We start from the raw sequence: 24,186 nt of genomic DNA on the forward strand, positions 1-24,186 counted from the left end.
TTTGAATCATTGAAAATAGATATTTCTGATATAGGAATATGGCAGTGTTGTTGCAAAAGGAATTTACTAAAATTAAGACCTACAATAGCATTAATTTAATGTCATACCAATTATTATGCCCTTTTTCACACTAAAACCATTAGCACCCATGGGTGCCTTAGCATAAATAATTCTGCGACTATAACATGTCAGGCTTAAAGTTAGCATCAATCATTGCATCAGGTGCTAACTTTTTTAGTGTCTTTAAACTCATTTTCAAGGTACTTGTCCCACTTGTAATGAACGGTTTAATATGTTTACCGGATAAATCATTTGCCATTAAAAATCCTTGCATCGCTAAAGACATATCCCCTCCCCACATAGGATAACCTAAATAAATCACATCATCTTCTATATCAATTTTATGAGCAGTCGGGATAACACCCGTTGCTTTTTCTTTCGTAAACCGCGCCAAAACAAGTGGATTATTTTTATATGGTTTATCAAGTTGTATTTCGTAAAGTTTGTCTTCAGTCTTTTTGGCAATTTCTAGCGCTAATTTTTTAGTATGCCCTGTTAAAGAATAGTAAATAATCATCATTTCTCCAGTAAATATCTTATAGTACAGTCATTGATAGTATTATAGTTTATTGTGAAAATAATATCAAATTTAATATATGACATAATCTGCTATATATAAAAAACGGGTGCTAAGTATATAACCTAGCATCCGTTTTTAAAATATTTATAATTAATCACAGCAATAACAATAAGATTAAATTACATCATACCTGGCATACCACCTTGTGGCATGGCTGGCATAGAATCATCACTTGGCAACTCAGCTACAACGGCTTCTGTTGTTAACAACAAAGCTGACACTGATGCAGCATTTTGCAAAGCTGAACGCGTTACTTTAGTTGGATCAACAATACCAGCTGCAATCATATCTACCCATTCGTTTGTTGCGGCATTGTAACCAAAGCCTTCAACTTGTTCTTTCAACTTATTAACAATCACTGATCCTTCAAAACCAGCATTTTCAACAATTTGACGAACTGGGGCTTCTAAGGCCTTAATAACAGTATTAATACCAGTTTGAACATCACCTTCTTCTGACAAAGCAGTCACAGCTGAAATAGCGTTAACTAGCGCTGTCCCACCACCAGAAACGAAACCTTCTTCAACAGCGGCACGTGTGGCATTCAAAGCATCTTCAATACGATACTTGCGTTCCTTTAGTTCAGTTTCAGTTGCGGCACCAACATTGATTACGGCAACACCACCAGCCAACTTTGCCAAACGTTCTTGCAACTTTTCACGATCAAAGTCAGAAGTTGTTTCAGCAATTTGTTGCTTGATAATGTCTACACGTGTCGCAACCGCATTTTTGTCACCTGAACCTTCAACAATTGTTGTGTTATCCTTTGATACATTAACCTTGCTTGCTTGTCCAAGTTGATCAATTGTAACATCTTTCAAGTTCAAACCAAGATCTTCAGTAATGACAGTACCACCGGTCAAAACTGCGATATCTTCTAATTGTGCTTTACGACGATCACCAAAGCCAGGCGCCTTAACTGCAACAACGTTGAATGTGCCACGCATCTTGTTCAAAACGAGTGTTGGCAAAGCCTCACCAGTAATATCATCAGCAATAATCAACAATGCACGGCCTTGTTCAACAACACTCTGCAATACTGGCAAAACATCTTGAATATTGCTAATCTTTTTATCTGTGATCAAAATATATGGGTTATCCAAGTTGGCTTCCATTTTATCGTTATCGGTCACCATGTACTGTGACATATAACCACGATCAAATTGCATACCCTCAACAACGTCTAATGTTGTTTCGATACCCTTTGATTCTTCGATGGTGATCACACCATCATTGCCAACTTTATCCATGGCTTCAGCAATCAATTCGCCAACTTCTTCATTAGAAGCAGAAATTGATGCAATTTGTGCAATTTCTGCTTTTGTGCTAACCGTATGTGACATTTCATGCAACTTTTTAACAGCTGCAGCAGTAGCCTTTTCAATTCCTGTACGTATGCCAACTGGATTAGCGCCGGCAGTCACGTTCTTTAAACCTTCAGCTACAATTGCTTGTGTCAAAACAGTAGCCGTTGTTGTGCCGTCACCAGCAATATCATTTGTTTTTGAAGCAACTTCAGCTACAAGCTTTGCACCCATATTTTCAAAGTGATCTTCAAGTTCGATCGCTTTAGCAATTGTGACACCATCATTTGTAATGGTTGGTGCGCCATATGACTGTTCCAAGACAACATTACGTCCCTTAGGCCCAATTGTTGTCTTGACTGTGTCAGCTAGCTTATCAACACCAGCCTTCATCTTTGAACGTGCATCTTCTGAAAACTTTAATTCTTTAGCCATTATTAAAATACCTCTTTAGAATTTTTTATTTAATACCAATTTTTTGACGTCGATTATTTTGTGTTGTTTACTCTACAATTGCAACAATATCTTTTTCATGGAGTGCGAGGTAATCTGTACCCTCAAAGGATACTTCTTGTCCTGCATACTTGTCAAACAATACTTCGTCGTCAACTTTAACTGCTAATTCACGAACAGACCCATCATTTAATACATATCCTGTACCTGCAGCAACAATCTTACCAGTTACTGGCTTATCCTTAGCATTATTTGCTAACACAATGCCACCAACTGTTTGTTCTGCAGCTTCTGTTACTTCAATAATCACGCGATCACCTAATGGCTTTAACATGAGAAAACACCTCCGATTTTTAGTTTTAGCACTCTTTTTAATTGAGTGCTAAATACAACTTTAAGTATATCACTTTAGTACCTATTGTCAATAAAAAGCGCTTCAAGTTGGTTAAATTTTATCTAACCTTCTTGAAACTCTTGATTTATAATATTTTATCGTGATACTTTTAATTAAACAAACGTACCACCGTGTGCTTCACTTATGTCATATGCAATTATGAACGCTTGCGGATCTACTGCATGCAGGCCACGTACTAAATGATTATATTCGTGATTATCTAAGATAACCATCAACATTTCACGGGCATCGCCCGTATAACCACCACGCACACCCATCGCCGTATAACTAGTTTCGTTTTCAGTAAGATAGACTTTCACATCTTCAATACGTGTATTACTCGTAATATAAATCATCTTTCGACGATCTAATCCAGTTTCAATGTAGTTCATTACGGCTGCTGTAATGATCAAAGAAAACAGTGCCAGTATTAATGCTCCAAGTCCCTCCGTTAATAAGTTTCCAAAAGACACAACAGTATCAATAATTAATAATGATAACGCTGGCGCAATTCGAAAATATTTTTTTAAAATCATAGGTGGAACGGCCGTCCCACCACTAGAAGCATCAACACGATACAGCATTGCGACACCTAAGGCAAAAATAGTGCCACCAACTAGCACTGCAAAAGTCCGGTCTGTCAGTATTTGAAAACTTGGTGTCACTTTTAATAATATCGGCAGTACTAGACTACCAAATGTAATACGAGCAGTCGTGCCACGATCTAAAAAAATCGCCGCCAAGATGATCATCAGTAGATTGACAACCAAAACTGTGATTGCCCTGTCAAAACCGGCTAACTCATACATCAAGATGGCAAAACCTGTCGCACCACCTGCAGCCACTTTCGCTGGCACATAGAAAAAATTAATACTTACCGCAACAATTTCTAATGCAATAACAATTGTTAAATATCGTACAACTTGAAACTTCTGCAACAATTTCATTAAACGCCCTTCTTGTTTTTCTTCTTAAATATCATCGATAATCGCTTTAGAACTGTTGGATTTTTTAATACTTTATCATTACCAATATGCCCGCGAACTATTTTTAATAACCGACCAGATTCTGATGACGAAAAATCAAACTTACCTTTATCAGTCTCTATTCGAAAACGCCGACTCACTTTATTATTTGATGATACACTGGTATACACAGCTGTGATGTTATCCCAGGGAACTTGGATGAAATCATCAATATTATTGTCATTGAAAAATTCAAAAGCTTTGTCACCAATTAAGAACTTGCCATATTGTGCACCAATGCCTAAAAAAGAGATGCCTTGTACAGTGAATTCTACCTTTTTATTCAGTGATTGTACCATTTATTTGTCCCCCTTTTTTCTATACTCATTTGTATAATTGTAACAATTATTTAAACAAGCAATATGTACAAAGGCGCTCGTCAAATTGGCGAGCGCACTTTATTAATTCAAGTATTCAATTACATAATGTGAAGTACACGCATCAAGATACCAAAGATAAAGATACCTACAATCATAACAATAGGTGAAACCTTTTTCTTAAGCAACCACATAGCCAAGAATGTTAACAACAAGCCCATCAATCCAGGAATCAAGCTATCTAAGTTAGCTTGCAAAGTATTGGGTGCCATCTTTGTTAAAGATAAGCCAGAAGCTTGATCGGCCAATATTTGTTGTAATTTACCACCGGTAACTGAACCACTAGGGAAGTTAATGTAAGCCCCTTCGGCTAGTTTCTTAGCTGGCAATGAAACAGCAAATTTAATCGAAACCCAGCGTTCCACTAAGACTGCCAGGATAAACATACCAAGAATTGATGCCCCTTTGGTAATATCCTTCAATAAACCACCTGAAAGATCTTGTGTAATAGCAGATCCTGCACGATAACCAAATTCTTGTGTATACCAGATAAATGACATACGAATCAGGTTCCACAAAACAAAGAACAGGATTGGACCTAAGATGTTTCCTGAGAGTGCTAATGAGGCACCAAGTGCACCTAATATAGGACGAACGGTGAACCAGAAGACTGGATCGCCTATACCGGCCAAAGGACCCATCATACCTATTTTAACACCTTGAATCGCAGTATCATCAATTGCAGCACCGTTGGCACGTTCCTCTTCCAAGGCCAATGTCACACCAATAATAGGTGAAGCAACATATGGATGAGTATTAAAGAATTCCAAGTGTCGCTTCAATGCGGCTGTACGGTCTTCTTTTGTTGTGTATAACTTTTTAATAGCTGGAATTAAAGTATACGCCCAGCCGACGTTTTGCATACGTTCGTAGTTCCATGAACCCTGTAAAAATTGTGAACGCCATGCGACAGACAAACGATCATTACGTGTTAGTTCAATCTTTTCAGTCATCGTATCGCTCCCTTCTAATACTGGTTCAAAATGTCGCCAACCGGATCACCCGAATTACCGCCATTTGAACCACCGCCATTATTGCCACCCATCTTTGATAGATTGATGTAAATCAAAGCAAGTGAAACCCCAATGGCACCAAGAGCAATTAATGTTAACTGACTAACAGCAGCCAAGGCAAAGCCAATAGCAAAGAATGGCCATACTTCACGTGTTGCCATCATATTAATAACCATTGCATAACCAACAGCAACAACCATACCACCACCAATTGTCATACCACCGGTAAGCCAATCAGGCATTGCAGTTAATGCTGCTTGCACTGCAGCAGCCGGAATAGCAATTAGCAAACCAGCTGGAATAGCAATACGCAAACCTTGTAGCAAAATACCAACCAAATGTAAGCGTTCAATGGTCTGATACTTACCTTCCTTGGCTGCCGCATCAGCACCATGGGTCAAACCAACAGCGATTGTACGGACAATCATGGTCAGGAACAAACCGGCAACAGCCAACGGAATAGCTGAAGCAACGGCAACACCAATACCAGTTGACGTGAAGTTGCCACCTTTAACCATGATAATGGACGAAGCAACTGAGGCTAGCGCAATATCTGGTGCCACAGCTGCCCCGATATTAGCCCAGCCAAGGGCGATCATTTGTAATGAACCACCCAGCATAATTCCTGCTGTTAAATGGCCTGTGACCATTCCAATTAATGTTGCCGAAACCAATGGTTGATGAATTTGAAATTCATCTAAAATACCTTCCATACCCGCGAAGAAGGCAATGATTACGACTAAAACCATTGCGATTATAGACATAGTTTAAACACCTTTCCTAATAAACGTTTTTTAAATTACTTAACGTTAGCTTTCTTAATTAAATCAAACAAGTTCGCACTGCTATCACTTGGTACCTTACGAACATCAAACTCAACGCCCATGTCACGCAACTTCTCAAAGGCCGCAACGTCTGTTTTATCCATTGACAACACTTTGTTAACCATCGTTTTACCTTCTGAATGTGCCATAGAACCAACGTTCAAAGATTTAATTGGCACACCACCTTCTACGGCTCTTAGAACATCTTCCACTGTTTCAAACAATAGGAATGCATCTACACCACCTAGACGGTCATCAGAAGCAACTTCTACCATTTTACTAATTGGTACGATGTTAGCTTGGACGCCATTAGGTGCAGCTTGTTGAATCAAACTCTTACGTAATTCATCATGAGCAACCGCGTCAGAAACAACAATAATGCGGTTTGCTTTTGAATCCGGTGTCCAAGCAGTTGCAACTTGTCCGTGCAACAACCGTGTGTCAAGCCGTACCAGTTTAATGTTAATGTGACCTGACTTTAAGCCTGCGGTAGAACTCGTTGCTTTGGCTGTTTTTGGTGTAGCCACCTCAGCCTCAGGCACTGATCTCACACCATCTTTAGCCACTGGTACTAAATACTTGGCCAAATCGGCCGCTGTGTTCATCCCAAGTCGACCACCATATGCTTCAATAAGCATGGGCAAATTCAAACCAGCAACAATTGCTTTATGTTCTGCATCTTGCTTTTGAATTAAGCTAGCTCGGTTGAATGGTGATCCTCCCCATAAATCGACCAAAAACAATGTGTCATCATCATTATCAAATTTTGCTAATGCCTCTTGATAATGCTTATCTAAATCGTCTGGCCCTTCTGTGGGCTGAAATGTGACAACTTCGACGTTTTTTTGCTCTCCGAAAATCATTGAACCTGACATTAAAATGCCTTTTGCAAAGTCACCATGACTGGCAACAATAAGATTAACCATCGATAATCTCCTTCTACATAAATTGTTTACCTATTGATTATAACAAGGTACTCTCCAACGTGTAAACGCTTTCACCAAAATATAAAATATTATGGTTTACATTTAATAGTATACGCTAATTGTAAAACAAAGTAAACGCTTTCATTATATTTCATACATAATCATTTTAAAAAATTACAATTCGTTTTCTGAAAATTTACAGTATTTCTTAGTTATCTAGGTAGGCAAGCTCTTGGTTGCTATAACTATCAGGTGTGACAAAACTCACCATCACGTCCCCTTGACCCTTTAACGTGTAATTCCCAGTGTCTTTTAGCATGATGAAATTATCACCTTTTTTGAGATAATATGTTGTTTCATTGTCAGTTAATGTCACTTCTCCGGCAATTACATTAAATAGCTCATAAGAATGGTGTTGATTGAATTTGCTTAGACCACGAACTGATAATTTATCAATTGTAAATTTAGGAGATGTTAAAAGTCGTGTTAAAATTGTGCTGCCTTGAATACGCGTCCGTTGATTTAAAATCGGGTCAACGTGCGGTACTTTTGTCACTGAGATTGCCTCGTCAATTTGCAATGGACGTAACTTGTTTGTTGTCACGTCTACTCTATCAAAATCATAAAAACGATAGGTCGTATCAGAACTCTGCTGAATTTCCAATGCTAATACACCAGCACCCAACGCATGAAATGTGCCAGCAGGGACATAAAAAAAGTCACCTTTTTGAACTGGAATTGTTCGTAATAGTTTATCCCATGCTTTTTCTGCTACTAGATTTTTAAGATCCGCCTGATCAGTTGCGTAATGGCCATAATACAACTTGGCATCTGGTGTTGCATCTAAGATGTACCAACTTTCAGTTTTCCCAAAATTTTCTGAGGATTGCTTATCGTTTGGATGCACCTGAATTGATAGATTTTCATGCGCATCAAGTATTTTGACTAGCAATGGAAACTCTTGATTTTCATCATGACCACCAAATAGCTCCGGCTTTTCATTCCATATTTCGGTTAATGTTTGACCCTTATATTGGCCATTAATAATGGTTGAGACACCATTATTATGCGCTGCAATAACCCACGCCTCACCAACATGGTCAGACGTTAAGCTATAATTGAATTGTTTCAGATTTGTACCACCCCAAATCTTGTTGTGAAGCTCTGGCTGTAAGATCAACACTGTCATTGTCTAATTCTCCTTTTCATACAAAAAATAAGATAGTTTAACACAATATCTTTTAAAACGTTTTACTACATCTATTTGTATGCGCTTTCATTTTAACACAAAAAAAAGAAAAGACCCACATAATATCATAGCTCATTTTCTTATCGCCCAAATATTCTTCTATCACTTTGATTTAACTTATCAAATCAACGCAATTAACTGCCCCTTTTATCTTAATATGGCAAACCATTGCCAAGATACACCAATTTCTGTATTTTTATGGTATCAGCTAGTCCGGTCATATTATTTTTTTGCATATACTGATAAACAAGCTGTGCGTTCTTACCCCTTGTCAGTCCAATCTTATTTTTTTCATCAGGAGATACTTCCCAGTCATCATTAAAATTAACCGCATTTTGAACAATGTCTCCTCTGTCATTCAATGCATAGTTTTTTAAAATAGCCACAAAACTACCATCTTGCTGTGTCATAAACTCTAATTGGCAGTTCGGTTCCCACCAGTACCCATGATACTTTTGATTTGCAAATGTAATCAAATTTTGGCGTCGTTTAAATGACCACTGAGCAAAACCAATATCCTTATTGGTATCCGTACTACTTTTTGTATTTTCCAAAGAACGATACGCCCAATCGCCTGCAACAGCAATTGGATCAATTCCTGATTCTTGAATCCAATTCCCTAAGATACCAGCTATACTAGTACCAGACATCCCATACTCATCATGCAAGTAGGCATAAATTTGACGAATATAGCTTTTATTACCAATGTTGTCATCATTATTTTGATTCGAGTTTTGGTTCTTTTTTTCTTCTACACTGTTGTGTGTTAACTTTGAAACTGATTGGTCAGCCTGATTACTTTTAATTGTTTGCGTTTGTGCTATTGTCACACCTACCAATAAAATACTCGACATGACTAAAACAATTTTAACAAAACTACTCTTAAATATTTGCATGATCATTCTCGACTAATTATTGTCTACATACTTTAACAAATAAGTTGTCGAATACATTCCCTTCTTAATATTTCGGTGTAGATATTTACGACTCATATCTTGAAACGTATAATGCTCATCAATTACTAGAATGCTATCATATTTTGAAATCATATTAATGAACTGCATACGATTCAATTGGCTGATGTCTTCTTTCGCGTCCACATTGTTGGCATATAAATAATATTTGCCAACATATTGTACAAAATAGTTATCTACTTGTGTTTTATCCGCACTAATAATCAAATATTTCTTATGAGTCAACATCATATGGTCACCAACAATATGACTTATTTTGTATGGTACACTTTCCGGATAGGTGCTTAAATTATAACGCATACCATTATTTTCAGATAATATTAGCAATGCACTCACAAAAAACAATGAAATACTCGTATACTGGTATATATATTTCTTCTTAATACTCGCAAAAGATCGTATTGTTCTTAAAGTAATGTCTTGTTCATAAAATGCTTGATCAATTGCTCGTACAGCAAAAAAAGCATAAATACCTAAGCCTAGTATGACAATACTAGAAGCATAACGATCAAAACCAGCTAATGCTAATGCCTCTTCACTAGGCATCGAAAACACGAACATTAATAACATGCCAATGTAATAAAAAGTAATGATAATATTGACGCTTATTAAACCCTTAAGTAACATTGTTTTTTGATGTGACACAATATGTATTAAAAAAATTGTCACAATAAATAGTGTATTAATTAATAATATTCCTTGAGTTGGTATAGTAGACAGTGTCATGATATGCTGGCAAAATTTCTGGACTATACTGCTAATAATTTCTGGTGTTTTAGCTTCATAAATATCGTGATAAGCAGTGACACTAATTTCATGTTTAGATAATTGATGTCCAAACGTCTGATTAACATGCCACAACCACAGAAGATAAGATGACATACTAACTATCATCGTGCTTAACATCAATAGTAACTTTTTGACTACGGTCCAATGACTGTCATGATATTTCACGACAGTCAATAAAAAATAACCGAGCACAATCATGACAAAAAACAAACTATTATTTTTAACTATACCCAAGACGTTAGTTAAACAGATAGTCATAATTGCCATCAAGTACATATTTTTGCGATAAAAAAAAATACTCGCTATTGATGCCAAGGTAAGCATTGGCAACACGTAATCAACTAATAAATTATTCATACGTATCGCAATATTAAAATAATTAAATAGTGTCATAACCAAAAACATCACGGCAAACGCCAACATTTTATTTTTATCTCTAATAACCGCTATCATGGCATACAAGCAAGCCATAAGTAAGCAAAACTGAGCAAAAATCATGACCCCATCGTCGAACCCAACAAAATTGACAAAATAGTAGCACCATAAAGAAGTTCCAATCGGATAAGATGAAAAACCAATAATAGCGCTATTAACATCTGGTAAAGCTTGCTGAGTCAACAAGTGTTTAACGATCAACGCCCAATGCGAGAAATTGTCATAGTGTAACAGCCGACTTTGCATTAATGTTGGCGTTAACAACATAAAGTAACCAAAAAAAGCAACTGTTATCATGTTAATTTTTTTAATAATTATGCCATTTTTTCGCCAATTATAAATAATAAAATAAATTCCTAAAATTACACCTATTCGTGGAAGTATCAAACCAAAAAATGATAATAAACTCACGAAACTGGCTAAATATAATATCATGATTAAGATACATGTCTCTAATAACCAAGCAAAATATTTATAACACTTAAATTTAGTTCTTAAAAGACTGACATACCCATAGTTAGAAAATACTAGTATTATTATTTTTATGCCAATAATTATCATGTTACTACCCCTTATTACCCTTTGGCAGCGCTTTATTTAATCGTTCGATACGCTTATTGATATTCTCAAAAAGAAGATCGAATGTCGTCACCCATTTGTCTCGTTTTTGAGGTAATCTCTGATTGAAACCGTCATGTATAATTTGTAATAATATTTGATAATTCAACTCATCATTTGATTCGATTTGTAATGTACAACTATTATGTTCATCAAAGTTTTTAAGATATGCTTGTACGTGTGCTGTGTATTGTGCCGTTTCAATTGACATAGCATACTTTTTTGACCAGAGTAACGTTGTTCCTTGTGGCAAATTAATTGCAATTTCTGAGGCTGTTAAATAGCTAATGCTCAAATTTGTACCCAACTGAATATCACTAATATGCACCTGACCTTCGACGTCAAACTTCGGTTCTCTATTTTTAGGTTCACCAATAAACACTAGTACAGCCAACAAAGTATTGATCAAATTATTTAATAACCAAAAAGTAATAACACTGCCATACATTATTTCTGATCCGAATTTTCCGTAATTAAATTTAATTAAGCTCACAACAGTTAGACCCAACATGATAGCCTGTGGTATCATGTACAAAAAATCTTTTTTATTATTACCGGAAATGTTCTTTTTAGTGACCTTAAACTGAGAATTTTTAATACCTATTGTCTCTAATATGACCGGTAATACTAAATATGGTGCAAAAAAAAGCTCTTGGATTTCACCCCATCTTTGGTTTGTTAAACTACTGGAAATATCTTGTTTAACTAACAACAACAATAAATAACCTGGTACCCAAAAGATTAATAATAACCAAAAATTGGTATTAACAACACGAAAATCAAATAATGCAAATAGTATTGGCGCAAATACAAACAACATACGACCAAGAAACGACCACCAATAGAGATAACCATTAAAGTATATTAATTTTTGCGCCCAAGTTAGCCCTTTGTTCGTCAATAGATGCAAGTTTTTGGTGCTTTGAATCATACCCCGAGCCCATCTTGTTCGCTGTTTAAATACACTCCCAGTATCTGTTGGTGTTACCCCACTTCCCATAGGTTCTGTCGTTGATATACTGCTGTAACCACAACTATTGATTTGAGCTCCCAGTTGGAAATCTTCAGTGAGAGTATTGGTCGGAAATCCACCTGCTTCAACGATAGCCTCACGCAAAAACACTGTATTTGAACCTGTATATATCGCACTGCTATGATTAGCATTTAAAACATTTACTTCTTTAGAAAAAAAATCTTGTTCATTGGGAATCACACGATTAGCGTAAAGATTATGTTGAAAAACATCTTCATTATAAAAGCTCTGTGGTGTTTGAACAAAGCCAATTTTTTTATGGACGCGTTTACCATAGCTCGCAAAAAAATAAGGTACGACTGTTGTTAAAAAATCAGTATACGGAATCATATCAGCATCAAACGTTCCGACTAATGATGAGTGGCTATATTTTAACGCATGATTAAAATTACCAGATTTAGCGTATTGATTGTGACTTAAACCAATATAGTTAATATTAAATTTTTGCGCTAACACTTTCATTTCACTTCTATTTTGATCATCACATAAATAAATATGTATTTTATTTTTGTTTGGATACTTTAAAAAAGTACATGCATTGATTGTTTGATAGAGTAAATCGACTGTTTCATTATGTGTGGCAATTAAAATATCAACATCAGGAAAAACATCCGCCGATGTCACCACAGGTGTCGGCGTTGCTTGATACGTTTTTTTATTCCAAATCAAAATAAAAGCTGTTGCAATAGACAAAACTTCACTCACCCACAACAATATGCCATAAATTATCTCAAAAAAAGATTGATTCAAAGGTAGTGTAAATAATAACCGCCACACAAGATAAACAACTGAACAGACTAATGCACCAGTATAATAGATTTTTTTCATTCTACCCATTATCGTGGACCTTTAAATACAACATGTTTTTGTACCTGATAACTCACAAAAAACAAGCCCGCATCGATAATCACTTTTAACATTGTAATATTAACGTGTGTGACATATTGATTTGATATAATAACAAGCCCTGTAGATAATAGCATTTGAGTTAACACTAGCGTATAGTAGCTAATTAGGCTCAAGCGATTGTTGTTTTTAAAAACAATTTTCCGATTAATATAGTAATTAAATACGGATGATGTTACTCGAGACACAATTGACGCAATAACTATCGCCGCACTCACCGATAATTTGTTTAGTACGCCAATCATGAACATAAAAATAAGAATATCTACAATAAATGAACTGATTGCCCCAAATATATATTTGAAAAACACGCCATAAATACTCAAAGAATCATGAATTATTCTAAAATGAGATGATTTATTATCATTTAAATAAATTGTTTTGATAGGTACCTCAACAATATTAATGTCATAATTTGCTGCTTCTAAAATCATATTCATTTCAAATTCAAATCTGTCACCTTTCATATTAATCAATGCTTTAAAATACATTTTAGGAATAACTCGCAGACCAGTTTGCGTATCTGATATTTTTATGCCTGTCGTTATCTGCATAAATTTTGCTGTTACAAGATTTCCAAATTTACTGCGTAGAGGTACTTCATGATCAAAAGCTCTTGTTCCTAGTATTAAATCTTTTGGCTTTGTTAAAAAAGTGTCCGTACACTTTATCATATCAGTCACACTATGTTGTCCGTCAGAGTCGATCGTAATTAAACCAATCGCTTCTGGTATACCTTTAAAAACATAATTAATAGCTGTTTTTATTGCTCGTCCCTTACCAAAATTAATGGGATGTTTTAAAATAGTGACTTGAAAATTTTTTTGAATATATTCAAAAATATCATCATATTTTTTTGAACTACCATCATTAACGATGATGATTTTTTGCTTAGATCCGTTCTTAGAACTGTGTAATTGCTTTATTAACGTTATTAATCTATCATCTGGATTGAAAGATGGAATAACAATTGGTATGTGAGTCATCTATTTTCCTTATCCTATATTATTAAATACAACAACTTAATTTTTATGTGAATATATCTGTTATTGATACAAATTAACTAATTTTAAGTTAATTTGTATCACATTAGTAAACACTTACGCAAAAAAAATATCGATTATTTCAACACTTAGCCCATCCGCTATCTTCTTGGCGGTTGGCGGTGATGGAAATTTTTTACCGTTTAAATACTCGATCATTAGTGAATAATTAACTTTAATACGCCGAGAAAAACCTGCAATACTTTCACCTTGCATCGCAATTTTTTCTTTGACGTTAATCGGGTCACGAAATTTCAATGTTACTGCCATATACATTTTCCTTTTTTATTATTATCTTGTTATATTATACAGTTAATGTATCACATCGTCAAACACTTTATGACATACTTGTTTTACATTTGTTATGTATATGTTTTATATTTGTATATAATAAAAAGTATATCGTTATGGAGAATAGTTATAATCATGATCACGAATAAAAAATTTGGTACACAAATTAAAGCAATCCGAGAAAACAAACATTTTACTGTACGTCAAACAGCATTACAGGGTGGGTTTTCTTCAGCCTACTTGTCACAAATTGAGAATGGTAAAAAGAATATTCCCAAAGTAGCAACTTTGTATAAAATTGCTAAGGGTTTACGTATTTCACAAGATGACATTTTAATACTTGCCGGTATTACTCATATCGAAGATGTATCAACAGATACAAATGTAGACCTTGGTGAACAACTTGAAAACAATTCTTTACTTTTGTCATTCGAAGGTAAAGAATTATCACCAGAATATCGCCAAGCAATTCTGTCTATTTTGAAAACACTTCCTGATGCTGACCATAATTCGTAGAGGACTAAATACCTATGTCTACCTATAATTCCGTTATAAATTACTTGGAAAACATTATACAAACCAATCACATAACTCTAATTCATATATCTTGTTCATCATACGATCCAGATGTTGTCAATGCCCAAAAAAGAGCTATCATTATTAATCGTAATTATCAGACACATTTTAGTTACCACTTTCGTCTAGCACATGAAATTGCTCATTTACTGACTGAAACAACACACACTTATAATTTCAGTCAACTTGCAAAATCAACCTCTGAAAAGAAAGCTAATTTAACTGGTATTAAAATATTAGCTGATTGTTACTTTTCCGATCATCAATCAAAAATAATGTGCTGGGAACGCCGATTTCAATTCATAGAAACATTTGGTTTAGGACAACTGACACACTTAGTGGAACATGTGTTAACACCCAAATAAAAAGACAAAAATCATATTTTAACACCATCTCAGCACTAAAACATAAGTTTTGTCTTTCTAATTAATCATTTTTATTTCAGACTGAATCCTTTTAATTGGGGATACTTACCTAATTTTTTGTTATCTTGTTTGCGTGTCAGCATTTTAGCATTGTTTTGTGTCCAAGAACTATCTACACCACGGTCAGCATAGTACTTCACCATTGTCTCATCATAAACAGAAATAGCCTCTACCATTTGATTCTGCTTGTAACGGTCTTTCATCCACGTACCATCTATTGGCAATTTAGGTTTGATACCAGGCTCTTGTGCTGGAAAACCAATCGAAAATCCCATAACGGCTTTAACTAATTTTGGCAGTTGTAATTTTTCTTCATATAGTTCAAAAGCACGTAGGGCACCAGCCATTGTCACACTACCTAGTCCAAGTGATTCCGCTGCAACTTGTGCACGACCAAGTGCGATCCCGGCAGAAATAATACCGCCTTCAAGCATGGCATAACTTGACAGCACCTCCTCAGCTTGTTTGCGTACCTCTGGTGTCAAACCAATCAAATCTTTATTAAAATCCACTGTCACAACAAAATAACGCATAGCACTTTCAATGTAGGCCATGCCAACTTGGGCAGTTATCTCAGCTTTTAGCGCTTGATCGGTAATTTCAACAAATGTTACGGGTTGATAATTATTAATATTTGGTCCTGCACTCGCTGCTGTCAAAATTGTTTTAACTATTTCATCAGACACTGGTTGATCTGTGAATGCGCGAATTGACTTATGATTATTGAGTAAATCTATTGTTGTATTTGACATTATTTTAGTTTGTGACAAGCTATACTAATGAACATATCGACTGCCACAATTCCTTTCCATTATGATACATAGATTTTACCATTTTTTTATGCTAAAATAACAAGAATATTAGTGGAGGTAGTTATGCAGTTTGGTCGATTTCGAATAGGACTACGTACTTTAAAAACAGCGTTGGCCGTTATGATCATTATCACGGCTTTTTATTTTTTCCATCGGCCTCCTTTTATTGCTGCATTGGCATCTGTCTTTGCATTACGTGAAAGTTGGGACAAAACACTGAGTTTTGCAAAAATTCGTCTGGTTTCAAATACAGTTGGTGGCGTATTAGCATTAATTTATTTTTTAGTACACGCACACACACATAATGCAACGTGGGTATCAATGATTTTTCTGCCATTACTTGTTATTATTGCAATTGTCTTTTTGGATGGCTTTAATTTCAATAGTGGTGTCATTGGCGCACTTGCAGCTCTGCTAATGATTTCACTAAATATTCCGGCAGGTGCCACTGTACTTTATGTGATTGATCGTATTATTGACACGTTTATTGGTGTCCTTGTATCAATTGGTGTCAATCGATTTGCGTCTCCAAAACCAAAACACTAAAAAAAAACGCTCATGCGTTTTCAAATACTCAAATAGTTTTCAATTGTCTCTAACACGCCATCATTTACGTTCGTGTTAAGGGCTTTTTTTTGTATCACTTCAAGCATAAAGTTGTCTGCATTGGGCATAACATACCCGTGTTCATACTTCTGTAGCATCTCTAGATCATTGCCGTTATCACCAAAAGTCATGACCTCTCGATCAAGCACATCATAATAATCTTGCAATACTTGTAGACCAGCAGCCTTATCAACACCTTTACCTAAAACGTCAACTGAACCAAAACCAGAACCAGTAGCATGTAGTTCATCACCAAAGATCTCTCGTAGTTCTGACACGTGCTGTTGTACCTCATTATTTGGCCATACAAAAGTGATCTCCAAAATATGATCATCAACTGTCATCAGTTTTTCAACTTGTTTCACATTTGGATAAAATTGAAATACCATTTTTGCGACAGGACCAGTAGCATGATTTGACACATAAGTTGCCTTATCACCAGTCATAATGATAATATTTTCGGCCGACTCCGGATTTTTAGCGTTCCAATCAATGACTTTATGCAGCTGTTCTGGCGACAAATGTACTGAATAAAGTTGTTCTTCATGAGTTGCAACCATCGCACCATTTGATCCAACATAATCAATTTCATATCCCTTCGAAATTGTTGGTTCAAAAAGTTCTTGTAAGTTTTTAACTTGACGTCCTGAAGCTGCAATGAATCTCATATCACGCGCCTTTAAGTTATCTAATATGCGTTCAAACCGTCCCTGACTGTAAGTGTCATTGGCTGTCAAAAACGTGCCATCCATATCAGATGCAATCATTTTAATTGTCATGTATCATTGTCCTTCTTAAAAATAATTAATTTGCTCAATACAAAGTTGGAAACAATTACAAATATATTTTGAATAATGTTCCAAATATTTGCATCTTGGTGCAACAAATCTACACCAAATGTCAAAATAAAATAACCAATAATTCCCGTCAAAACACGCGCTAAATAAAACTGCCAGACTTCTTTTACAATGTCAGCGGTCGTTGAGCTTGTTGAATGAAATACCCAGACCCGATTTGTAAGATAAGCAAACAATACTGCCCAAAACCAAGCAACAACATAGGCTATATTATGACCAGTATGGAGCATATTGTATAATATAAAGAAAACAATAATATTAACAATTGTCGTTAATATACCAAATATAACATATAACAAAAATGACTGGTACTTAATACAAATATTTTTCAAGTTCAACATAACCGCTCCAATATAATCTATTAATTATATCATATGCCATAAAAAAAAGCCGTCAACTGCTGACAGACTTAATCAAATTGCTTGAGATATTCTTGGTAACCTACTTCATCAACTACCCAATCTAATTCACCAATATATTCAGCATGAGGGTCATGATAAGCAAAACCATGTTTGAATTTATAAAGACCATCTTCGGGTACAAAATCACCAACACCACCAAAGTCATATTCAACTTTACCTAGTGATAATCCCCACTTCAACATTTCCCATTGTACCGCATACGGACCATAGTGTTTTGCGTATTGACGATTAGATCCAGCATACATATACCAAATTTCATCTCCATAACTAAAACCAATACCACTAGCAATGACTTGACCTTCAAAATGTGCTAAAAAGACTTTAAACAAGCCTGTTTTTTGCCACAAATTTTGCATATGTAAAAAATAATTTATTGGTCGATGTGTAATACCTTGGGCAGCAGCCATCATCACATACGTATCAAAAAATGCGCGCACATCATCTTGTGTATCACCACTTGTTACCGTAACGCCATCTTTTGTAGCACGACGGATTTGATTACGATAGTCCCGTTTAAAATGGGTCATTAATTCAATATCATTGGTAATTGGTTCTGCATCCTCTCCGCGACCATCATAATACAAAACAACATTTTTTCGAGGTTGTATATTACCATGCATATTTTTAATGTCACGATTGCGTGTCACAAATCCAGCTGCTTGATAAGCATCATTCAATGTGTCACTATACGCTACTTCAGGATCCAAACGGATTAAGAATACATTTTCTGGTAGTGCTGCAAGTGCTTCTTCAATCAGTGATTTTATGAGCGCAATATTCGTCACGTCTCCGATTGGACCTCGGCCTGCATACCCCAATAGTTTTCCTGGAACAGCCTCAACAGTTAGCACAGTTAAGACAGCATCTATTTGTCCATCTGTTTCATGGTATACGTAGACATGTCCCCAATTAGCTTTTAATTCACCCCACAAGGGGTCTTGTGTTACTTGACCACGTGGATCTTCACGTACGAAATTTTGATATGCGTTGACTTTTTCTGTATCGTTTAAATTTAAAATGGTCATGCGATTTATAATCCTGTCGTAATTGAACCGTAGTTATCAATAAAATAAACCAATGTTTGTAACTCGTTTGTTAAATCAACGTTTTGCACACGAACATCCGTTGGTACAGTCACACGTAGTGGTGTAAAGTTCAAAATACCCTTAACGCCAGCATCAACAAGTTGATCTGTGATATCTTGCGCAACTTCTTGTGGCACAGTCAAAATCGCAATATTAATACGTTGTGCTGTCATCTGCTCTTTCAAGTCAGTCATGGCATATATTGGTACACCAGCCAAAATCGTACCGGCACGTGATTCATCAACATCAAATGCGGCAGAAATACGCATATTTGATGATTGATGAAAGTTAAAGTTCATCAAGGCTTGCCCTAAGTTACCGGCACCAATTAAAGCAACGTTAATTAAACTATCTTGATCAAGCACATTCGCAAAGAAATCAAGCAATGCTTTAACGTCATATCCATAACCTCGCTTACCCAAGGCACCAAAATAAGAAAAATCTCGGCGAATGGTAGCTGCATCAAATTTAATGGCGTCACTCAGTTCAGCTGACGAAATACGATTCGTGCCAGCATCGTGTAAAAACGTCAAATAGCGGTAGTAAATAGGTAATCGTTTTGCTGTTGCACGTGGAATTTTAGGTTGTTGTGTCATAAGTTTCTCCAGTTTATTATGTGCCAGGTTCATCAGAGGATCCGGACATATATTTAAGTTGCATGTTTTATTCACTTTGTGAACTTTTGCATAACCATTATATCATAAAAACAGGCCTATTATCAAAAGATAGTGAGCTATTCACAAACTTGTTATGATTCAAGCAACTCAAAATCTAATCCAGGGTTTGTATTAAGGTCTAGTCCAGCGAACTTTTTCTTTTTATAATTCCAATAACCGGCTGCCCCAACCATCGCAGCATTATCTCCAGTATATAGTTGTGGTACCGGTATAAATTGTGTATTTTGAAACTGTTCTAACAATTCTGCTAATGCTTGACGTAATTGCGAATTAGCTGCCACGCCACCTGCCAACACAAAACTTTTCACTGGAAAATCTTGTAGTGCACGACGCGTTCGACCTAGTAAGGCATCAATGACCGCATTTTGGAAACTAGCTGCCAAATCATTGCGATTAATCGTTTCACCTTTTTGTTCTGCATGGTGAACATAATTAATCACAGCACTTTTTAAACCAGAAAAACTAAAATCATAATTATCCTCATGCGCCATAGCTGTTGGGAATTTAATCGTTGCTTGGCCAAGATGTGCCATATCGTCAATTGTTTTACCTGCTGGATAGGGTAATTTAAGTAAACGACCAACCTTATCAAAACTTTCTCCGGCAGCATCATCTCGTGTTTCTCCGAGAACTGAAAAATTATTTTCTTCACGCATTAAAACCAATTCTGTATGTCCCCCAGAAACCATTAATGCCAGTGCTGGATATATAATTGGTCTATTAAAATTGGCAGCAGCAATATGTCCCGCTAAATGATTTACCGGTATAATAGGTAAGTTATGTGCTAAAGCAAAAGTCTTTGCTCCCATCAAACCAACAAGTAATGACCCTACCAAACCTGGGCCATAGGTAACAGCCACAGCATCCAGTTCTATTGGTTTAATATTAGCTGTCTGCAACGCATCATCTAAAACACGCGTTATCCACTCAATGTGATGACGACTAGCAACTTCAGGCACAATACCGCCAAATCGTTGATGTGAATTAATTTGTGTCGCAACCGCATTACTTAATATTGTGCAGCCATCTTCAACAATTGCCACGCTTGTTTCATCTGCACTTGATTCAAACGATATAATTTTAGTCATGATATATTTATGTACCTAACGAATTAATTCGTTACGGACACTTTCCTTTCCATCATAATAGCAGCATGGCCATTTTTATAGTATTTTTCACGGTGATAATAAACACTGAATCCCATTTTTTTATATAGACAAATAGCTGCTATATTTGATTCGTCTACCTCTAACAAAAAACGTGTGACATTGGGTAAAGAAAAAACTGTTGCCAACAATTGTTGCGCGATGCCTTGCTGCTGATTGTCTGGATGAACAGCAAGGCTATTAATTTCAATTTCATCTAAAATCTGCGTCATACCTAAAAATCCACCATCAAGTATAAAATACTGGCTTCGCGGACTTTTTAATTCATGTTCAAACACTGATTCGGGCCAAGGTGATGGCACAAACGCAGCATTTGCGAGATTAAATATGCGATTACTATCTTCAATTGTTGCGCGTTTTACTATCAAGATTATTTACCATTGAAATTGCATCTTCGTGATCACCGATATAATAGCTTTTTTTGATGCCACTTTGTTCAAAACCTAATCGTGAGTACAACATAATGGCACTACGATTTGAAGCACGTGCTTCTAGACTCATAGTATCAACACCTAGCTGTCTTGAAAAATCAAGTAGTTCATTGATCATCAGGGTGCCTAACCCTTTATTTTGCCAAACTGGCACAATTGCAATGTTTGTAATGTGCATGTCACGTTGATCGCGCTGATAGGCAACACCGGCAAAACCAATCACTTGCCCCTTACGTTCCATAACCAAATATAAACGTACATTTGGTCGTGACAGTTCACTCAAAAAATCGCGCAGTAGCCAAGGCGCAGTGCCAGCATACACAGCCTCTTCAATATGCACAAGAATATCAATATCTTCAACATTAGCGCGTCGTAGCGTAAATGAATAGCCTTTTGAATCAACAGATTTTTGTTCAAATTTAAAGAGTATCTTTGGTAATTTATTATTGCGATTAAACTTCAAAAACATAATTTTCAGGGTTATCCTCACCAGGATGTGCGGCAAGCCAGTTCAACTCTGCTTGTGTTTTACGCAAATATTGTGGGTTAAAGTCAGCAATATTGATGACTGGGCTTGCCTGTATGCCTAATGATACAATACCTTGGCCATCTGGTAAACTCTCACTTGGCGTTAACATATGAGCCCGTGCGCCAAATGTTTCAGTAATGAGCGCAGAAAAAACATCAGTATCACCTAAAAAAATAATTGGTTCATCGTAAGTTTGCAACCAGTTAAATAAATTAGCAATTGGCTGGTGTGCATCGGCCAAAATATTATTGCCTTCGCGATAAACACCTGCAAAAACATTCTCATTACGCGCATTAAACAAGGGCACAATTAACCCTTGTGACGTTACTTGTTCTGCTAAAACAGCGAGACTAGAGACACCAACAAGATCTATTTTTAAAGTATCCGCTAATACTTTAGCCACAGTAATGCCAATTCGCAAGCCAGTGAATGAACCTGGTCCTTGCGCAACTATGATACGATCAATATCTGTCAGCGTCCAATTTTGAGCTGCAATTGTTTCCTGAATTGCAGGTAAAAGTTGAATCGAATGGTTACGCGCCTCATTGGTTGAAAAAACACGTTTTACCTGATTATCTTCCGCCAAACTCACTGTCAGTGGTTGGTTACTTGTATCAAATGCTAGAATCTTCATAAGTTATATTTTAACACAAAAACAACCACCAAACGGTGGTTGTGATAGAAGTTATTTGATAGGAGCTTGATATGGCATAATTGGCGTTGCAACACCAACATTTGTCGCAAATGTATACTTTTGACTATCCAATCTAGCTAGATTCTGTGTCCGACCAGTCACAATTACGCCAGCAAACTTCGCCGTTTTGAGGTTCTTAGACACTTGCCTTTGACCGTCTTTGGCAATATCAACATTATTAACTGTTCGTTGCCCATATTGTTGCTTTAACACGCTTTTTAGTCCTTGATAACCAGAAAAATCATTTTTTCCTGCTTTTACTTCAGCTCCCTCAGTCAACTTTCCAGTACCATCATCACTAGCATTTAAACCAGTGTAAGACCCTGCCACACTCATTGTATCCAATTTATCACTATGAATACCTAACCAATAATAATTAATCATGACATTTTCGGGAATCATCTGTCGAATGTCATCATAGGAATAGCGTTTATCAAAAGTAATTGCCACTTCACCTAAAGCATTTGGTAACTGGCTTAACGTCTTAGCTTCATGTGTCGGTATACTTGGGGCTAACAATTCTTTTTTATCTTTTTCAGATTGATAGGCGTGTTCATACTTCACATTGAAGAATAATGGTTCCTTTTGTTGTGACTGCCGGTTAGTGGCAATTATTTCTTTAGTTGCTGGATTTTTATTATAAATATTGGGTGTTTGTGCAGAAGCACTTTCAATACCATGCGTGTTAAATGTCACATTTTTTTCTAGGTAGGCAACACGGTAACCATCAATATTTTTTTCGCGATCACTTTTCAATGTGCCCTGTGTTGTTTTTGTCGTTGAAAAATATTGTGATGTCGATATAATGTTTGGCGAAGATATAAGATCATCAATATTAAATTGCCGTTGTTGTTTTGATGCTTGTTTTGCCATTTGTATGCCTAATTGGTTATGAATAGCATAGAATACACTACCTCCAATTATCACTGTTGCTGCACCAGAAACAGCTATTGTTTTTAACCATTTTTTGCGTTTCTCTGTTTTAATAATCTTTTCAAAATTAACATTGTCACTCATTTTCATACCCCATCATTATGTCCTTTAGTTGCTGTCTCGTTCGATATAAATCGACTTTAATTTTGGATGAACTGACATCATATATCATAGCGATATCGTCGATGTGTTTTCGATCATCATAATATAATACAATCAACGCGCTTTGGTAATCATTTAATTTTTCCAATGCGCGTTGTAAACCACTATAATCTGCCAGTATTGGTTCAACTTCAGAATATTGTGCATATTGCTCTAGCAAAATATCACGATACCGTTTTTGTCGACGATAAATGTCGTAAAAACGCGATATAGCCATGGTCTTAGTTTATCTGATGCCAATATAATATCTGCTTGAAGTAATTTTACAAAGACATCCTGCATGATGTCTTGCGCATCATTTTTTTTAGCGCCATTATTAATCAAAAAGCCAATGATTTCATTTGCAATATTGATAAGTTCTTTTTCATAGTGATTAATTTTCATATTCCCCCCTTTCATAGATATAACGAACAAAATGGCAAATGGTTACAAAAAGTACAAATAAAAACAACTGCAAATGCGACTTCAATACTCAAGTCATATTTGCAGTTGTTCTGATTTATATTAATTTAGTTTA

General features: G+C 35.9%; 29 protein-coding genes. 3 read left to right on the plus strand and 26 right to left on the minus strand.

Features of this window, described 5'->3' with window-relative positions:
- Positions 1-178 precede the first annotated feature (178 nt).
- The 14 genes from EUI_RS0104275 to EUI_RS0104340 all read right to left on the minus strand — a co-directional run bounded on the left by EUI_RS0104275 (position 179) and on the right by EUI_RS0104340 (position 14,273).
- Complete coding sequence (locus EUI_RS0104275) at positions 179-577, minus strand: flavodoxin (RefSeq protein ID WP_010016351.1); 399 nt, start codon at positions 575-577, stop codon at positions 179-181.
- Positions 578-759: 182 nt separating this feature from the next.
- Positions 760-2,379, minus strand: a complete 1,620-nt coding sequence (gene groL, locus EUI_RS0104280; RefSeq protein ID WP_010016353.1) for a chaperonin GroEL — start codon at positions 2,377-2,379, stop codon at positions 760-762.
- Positions 2,380-2,446: 67 nt separating this feature from the next.
- Positions 2,447-2,731, minus strand: coding sequence for a co-chaperone GroES (gene groES / locus EUI_RS0104285; RefSeq protein ID WP_010016354.1), 285 nt, complete (start codon positions 2,729-2,731; stop codon positions 2,447-2,449).
- A gap of 173 nt (positions 2,732-2,904) precedes the next feature.
- A complete protein-coding gene (locus EUI_RS0104290; protein WP_010016355.1) occupies positions 2,905-3,738 on the minus strand; it encodes a YitT family protein in 834 nt (277 codons plus the stop codon).
- Positions 3,738-4,115, minus strand: a complete 378-nt coding sequence (locus EUI_RS0104295; RefSeq protein WP_010016356.1) for a DUF956 family protein — start codon at positions 4,113-4,115, stop codon at positions 3,738-3,740. Before EUI_RS0104295 ends, EUI_RS0104290 begins: the two co-directional genes overlap by 1 nt.
- Before the next feature lie 119 nt (positions 4,116-4,234).
- Positions 4,235-5,146 carry a PTS system mannose/fructose/sorbose family transporter subunit IID gene (locus EUI_RS0104300; RefSeq protein ID WP_010016358.1) on the minus strand — a complete coding sequence of 304 codons (912 nt, stop codon included), beginning with the start codon at positions 5,144-5,146 and terminating at the stop codon, positions 4,235-4,237.
- A gap of 14 nt (positions 5,147-5,160) precedes the next feature.
- On the minus strand, positions 5,161-5,970 hold the full coding sequence (locus EUI_RS0104305; RefSeq protein ID WP_010016359.1) for a PTS mannose/fructose/sorbose transporter subunit IIC: 810 nt from the start codon (positions 5,968-5,970) through the stop codon (positions 5,161-5,163).
- A gap of 35 nt (positions 5,971-6,005) precedes the next feature.
- Positions 6,006-6,956, minus strand: a complete 951-nt coding sequence (locus EUI_RS0104310; protein ID WP_010016360.1) for a mannose/fructose/sorbose PTS transporter subunit IIA — start codon at positions 6,954-6,956, stop codon at positions 6,006-6,008.
- A gap of 208 nt (positions 6,957-7,164) precedes the next feature.
- The gene (locus EUI_RS0104315) at positions 7,165-8,145 is read right to left on the minus strand and encodes a type I phosphomannose isomerase catalytic subunit (protein ID WP_010016362.1); all 981 of its coding nucleotides are present in this window, start codon (positions 8,143-8,145) and stop codon (positions 7,165-7,167) included.
- Positions 8,146-8,357: 212 nt separating this feature from the next.
- Positions 8,358-9,101, minus strand: coding sequence for a phage tail tip lysozyme (locus EUI_RS0104320; protein ID WP_010016366.1), 744 nt, complete (start codon positions 9,099-9,101; stop codon positions 8,358-8,360).
- 12 nt (positions 9,102-9,113) lie between these two features.
- Positions 9,114-10,838 (minus strand): hypothetical protein, encoded by a 1,725-nt coding sequence (locus tag EUI_RS0104325; RefSeq protein ID WP_010016368.1) that lies wholly within the window; start codon positions 10,836-10,838, stop codon positions 9,114-9,116.
- Between the two features lie 130 nt (positions 10,839-10,968).
- A complete protein-coding gene (locus EUI_RS0104330; protein ID WP_224156789.1) occupies positions 10,969-12,882 on the minus strand; it encodes a glycosyltransferase family 2 protein in 1,914 nt (637 codons plus the stop codon).
- Positions 12,883-12,890: 8 nt separating this feature from the next.
- Positions 12,891-13,946: a glycosyltransferase gene (locus tag EUI_RS0104335; RefSeq protein ID WP_010016370.1), complete on the minus strand. Its 1,056-nt coding sequence runs from the start codon at positions 13,944-13,946 to the stop codon at positions 12,891-12,893.
- A gap of 114 nt (positions 13,947-14,060) precedes the next feature.
- Positions 14,061-14,273 (minus strand): helix-turn-helix domain-containing protein, encoded by a 213-nt coding sequence (locus EUI_RS0104340; protein WP_010016371.1) that lies wholly within the window; start codon positions 14,271-14,273, stop codon positions 14,061-14,063.
- Positions 14,274-14,429: 156 nt separating this feature from the next.
- Between EUI_RS0104340 and EUI_RS0104345 the strand changes: the two genes are divergently transcribed.
- Both EUI_RS0104345 and EUI_RS0104350 read left to right on the plus strand, forming a co-directional pair.
- Entirely contained in the window at positions 14,430-14,810 is a 381-nt protein-coding gene (locus EUI_RS0104345; protein WP_010016372.1) for a helix-turn-helix domain-containing protein, read from the plus strand.
- 14 nt (positions 14,811-14,824) lie between these two features.
- Positions 14,825-15,235, plus strand: coding sequence for an ImmA/IrrE family metallo-endopeptidase (locus EUI_RS0104350; protein WP_010016373.1), 411 nt, complete (start codon positions 14,825-14,827; stop codon positions 15,233-15,235).
- Between the two features lie 71 nt (positions 15,236-15,306).
- Here EUI_RS0104350 and EUI_RS0104355 read toward each other — a convergent pair whose 3' ends face one another.
- Entirely contained in the window at positions 15,307-16,047 is a 741-nt protein-coding gene (locus EUI_RS0104355) for a nitroreductase family protein (RefSeq protein ID WP_010016375.1), read from the minus strand.
- Between the two features lie 123 nt (positions 16,048-16,170).
- On the opposite strand from EUI_RS0104355, the gene EUI_RS0104360 reads away from it, so the two are divergent.
- Complete coding sequence (locus EUI_RS0104360; RefSeq protein WP_010016376.1) at positions 16,171-16,653, plus strand: FUSC family protein; 483 nt, start codon at positions 16,171-16,173, stop codon at positions 16,651-16,653.
- Positions 16,654-16,673: 20 nt separating this feature from the next.
- On the opposite strand, the gene EUI_RS0104365 is transcribed toward EUI_RS0104360, so the two are convergent.
- The 11 genes from EUI_RS0104365 to EUI_RS10785 all read right to left on the minus strand — a co-directional run bounded on the left by EUI_RS0104365 (position 16,674) and on the right by EUI_RS10785 (position 24,053).
- A complete protein-coding gene (locus tag EUI_RS0104365; RefSeq protein ID WP_010016377.1) occupies positions 16,674-17,492 on the minus strand; it encodes an HAD-IIB family hydrolase in 819 nt (272 codons plus the stop codon).
- Positions 17,489-17,911: a GtrA family protein gene (locus EUI_RS0104370; RefSeq protein WP_010016378.1), complete on the minus strand. Its 423-nt coding sequence runs from the start codon at positions 17,909-17,911 to the stop codon at positions 17,489-17,491. The genes EUI_RS0104365 and EUI_RS0104370 overlap by 4 nt, the downstream gene beginning before the upstream one ends.
- A 68-nt stretch (positions 17,912-17,979) precedes the next feature.
- Positions 17,980-19,017, minus strand: coding sequence for a lipid II:glycine glycyltransferase FemX (locus EUI_RS0104375; protein ID WP_010016379.1), 1,038 nt, complete (start codon positions 19,015-19,017; stop codon positions 17,980-17,982).
- A 5-nt stretch (positions 19,018-19,022) separates the two neighbouring features.
- Positions 19,023-19,673, minus strand: a complete 651-nt coding sequence (locus EUI_RS0104380) for a redox-sensing transcriptional repressor Rex (RefSeq protein WP_010016381.1) — start codon at positions 19,671-19,673, stop codon at positions 19,023-19,025.
- A gap of 152 nt (positions 19,674-19,825) precedes the next feature.
- The gene (tsaD, locus tag EUI_RS0104385; RefSeq protein ID WP_010016383.1) at positions 19,826-20,842 is read right to left on the minus strand and encodes a tRNA (adenosine(37)-N6)-threonylcarbamoyltransferase complex transferase subunit TsaD; all 1,017 of its coding nucleotides are present in this window, start codon (positions 20,840-20,842) and stop codon (positions 19,826-19,828) included.
- A 23-nt stretch (positions 20,843-20,865) separates the two neighbouring features.
- Positions 20,866-21,288, minus strand: a complete 423-nt coding sequence (gene rimI / locus EUI_RS0104390; RefSeq protein WP_010016384.1) for a ribosomal protein S18-alanine N-acetyltransferase — start codon at positions 21,286-21,288, stop codon at positions 20,866-20,868.
- Positions 21,263-21,820 carry a ribosomal protein S18-alanine N-acetyltransferase gene (gene rimI, locus EUI_RS0104395; RefSeq protein WP_010016385.1) on the minus strand — a complete coding sequence of 186 codons (558 nt, stop codon included), beginning with the start codon at positions 21,818-21,820 and terminating at the stop codon, positions 21,263-21,265. Before rimI (EUI_RS0104395) ends, rimI (EUI_RS0104390) begins: the two co-directional genes overlap by 26 nt.
- Positions 21,804-22,514: a tRNA (adenosine(37)-N6)-threonylcarbamoyltransferase complex dimerization subunit type 1 TsaB gene (gene tsaB / locus EUI_RS0104400; protein WP_010016386.1), complete on the minus strand. Its 711-nt coding sequence runs from the start codon at positions 22,512-22,514 to the stop codon at positions 21,804-21,806. The genes rimI (EUI_RS0104395) and tsaB overlap by 17 nt, the downstream gene beginning before the upstream one ends.
- A gap of 51 nt (positions 22,515-22,565) precedes the next feature.
- Positions 22,566-23,591 (minus strand): anti sigma factor C-terminal domain-containing protein, encoded by a 1,026-nt coding sequence (locus EUI_RS0104405; protein WP_014947412.1) that lies wholly within the window; start codon positions 23,589-23,591, stop codon positions 22,566-22,568.
- Complete coding sequence (locus EUI_RS10780) at positions 23,584-23,886, minus strand: RNA polymerase sigma factor (RefSeq protein ID WP_224156788.1); 303 nt, start codon at positions 23,884-23,886, stop codon at positions 23,584-23,586. Before EUI_RS10780 ends, EUI_RS0104405 begins: the two co-directional genes overlap by 8 nt.
- Positions 23,823-24,053 carry an RNA polymerase sigma factor gene (locus EUI_RS10785; RefSeq protein ID WP_224156787.1) on the minus strand — a complete coding sequence of 77 codons (231 nt, stop codon included), beginning with the start codon at positions 24,051-24,053 and terminating at the stop codon, positions 23,823-23,825. Before EUI_RS10785 ends, EUI_RS10780 begins: the two co-directional genes overlap by 64 nt.
- Positions 24,054-24,186: the final 133 nt, after the last annotated feature.

It is taken from the genome of Leuconostoc gelidum subsp. gelidum KCTC 3527 (assembly GCF_000166715.1).
Classification (GTDB): domain Bacteria; phylum Bacillota; class Bacilli; order Lactobacillales; family Lactobacillaceae; genus Leuconostoc; species Leuconostoc gelidum.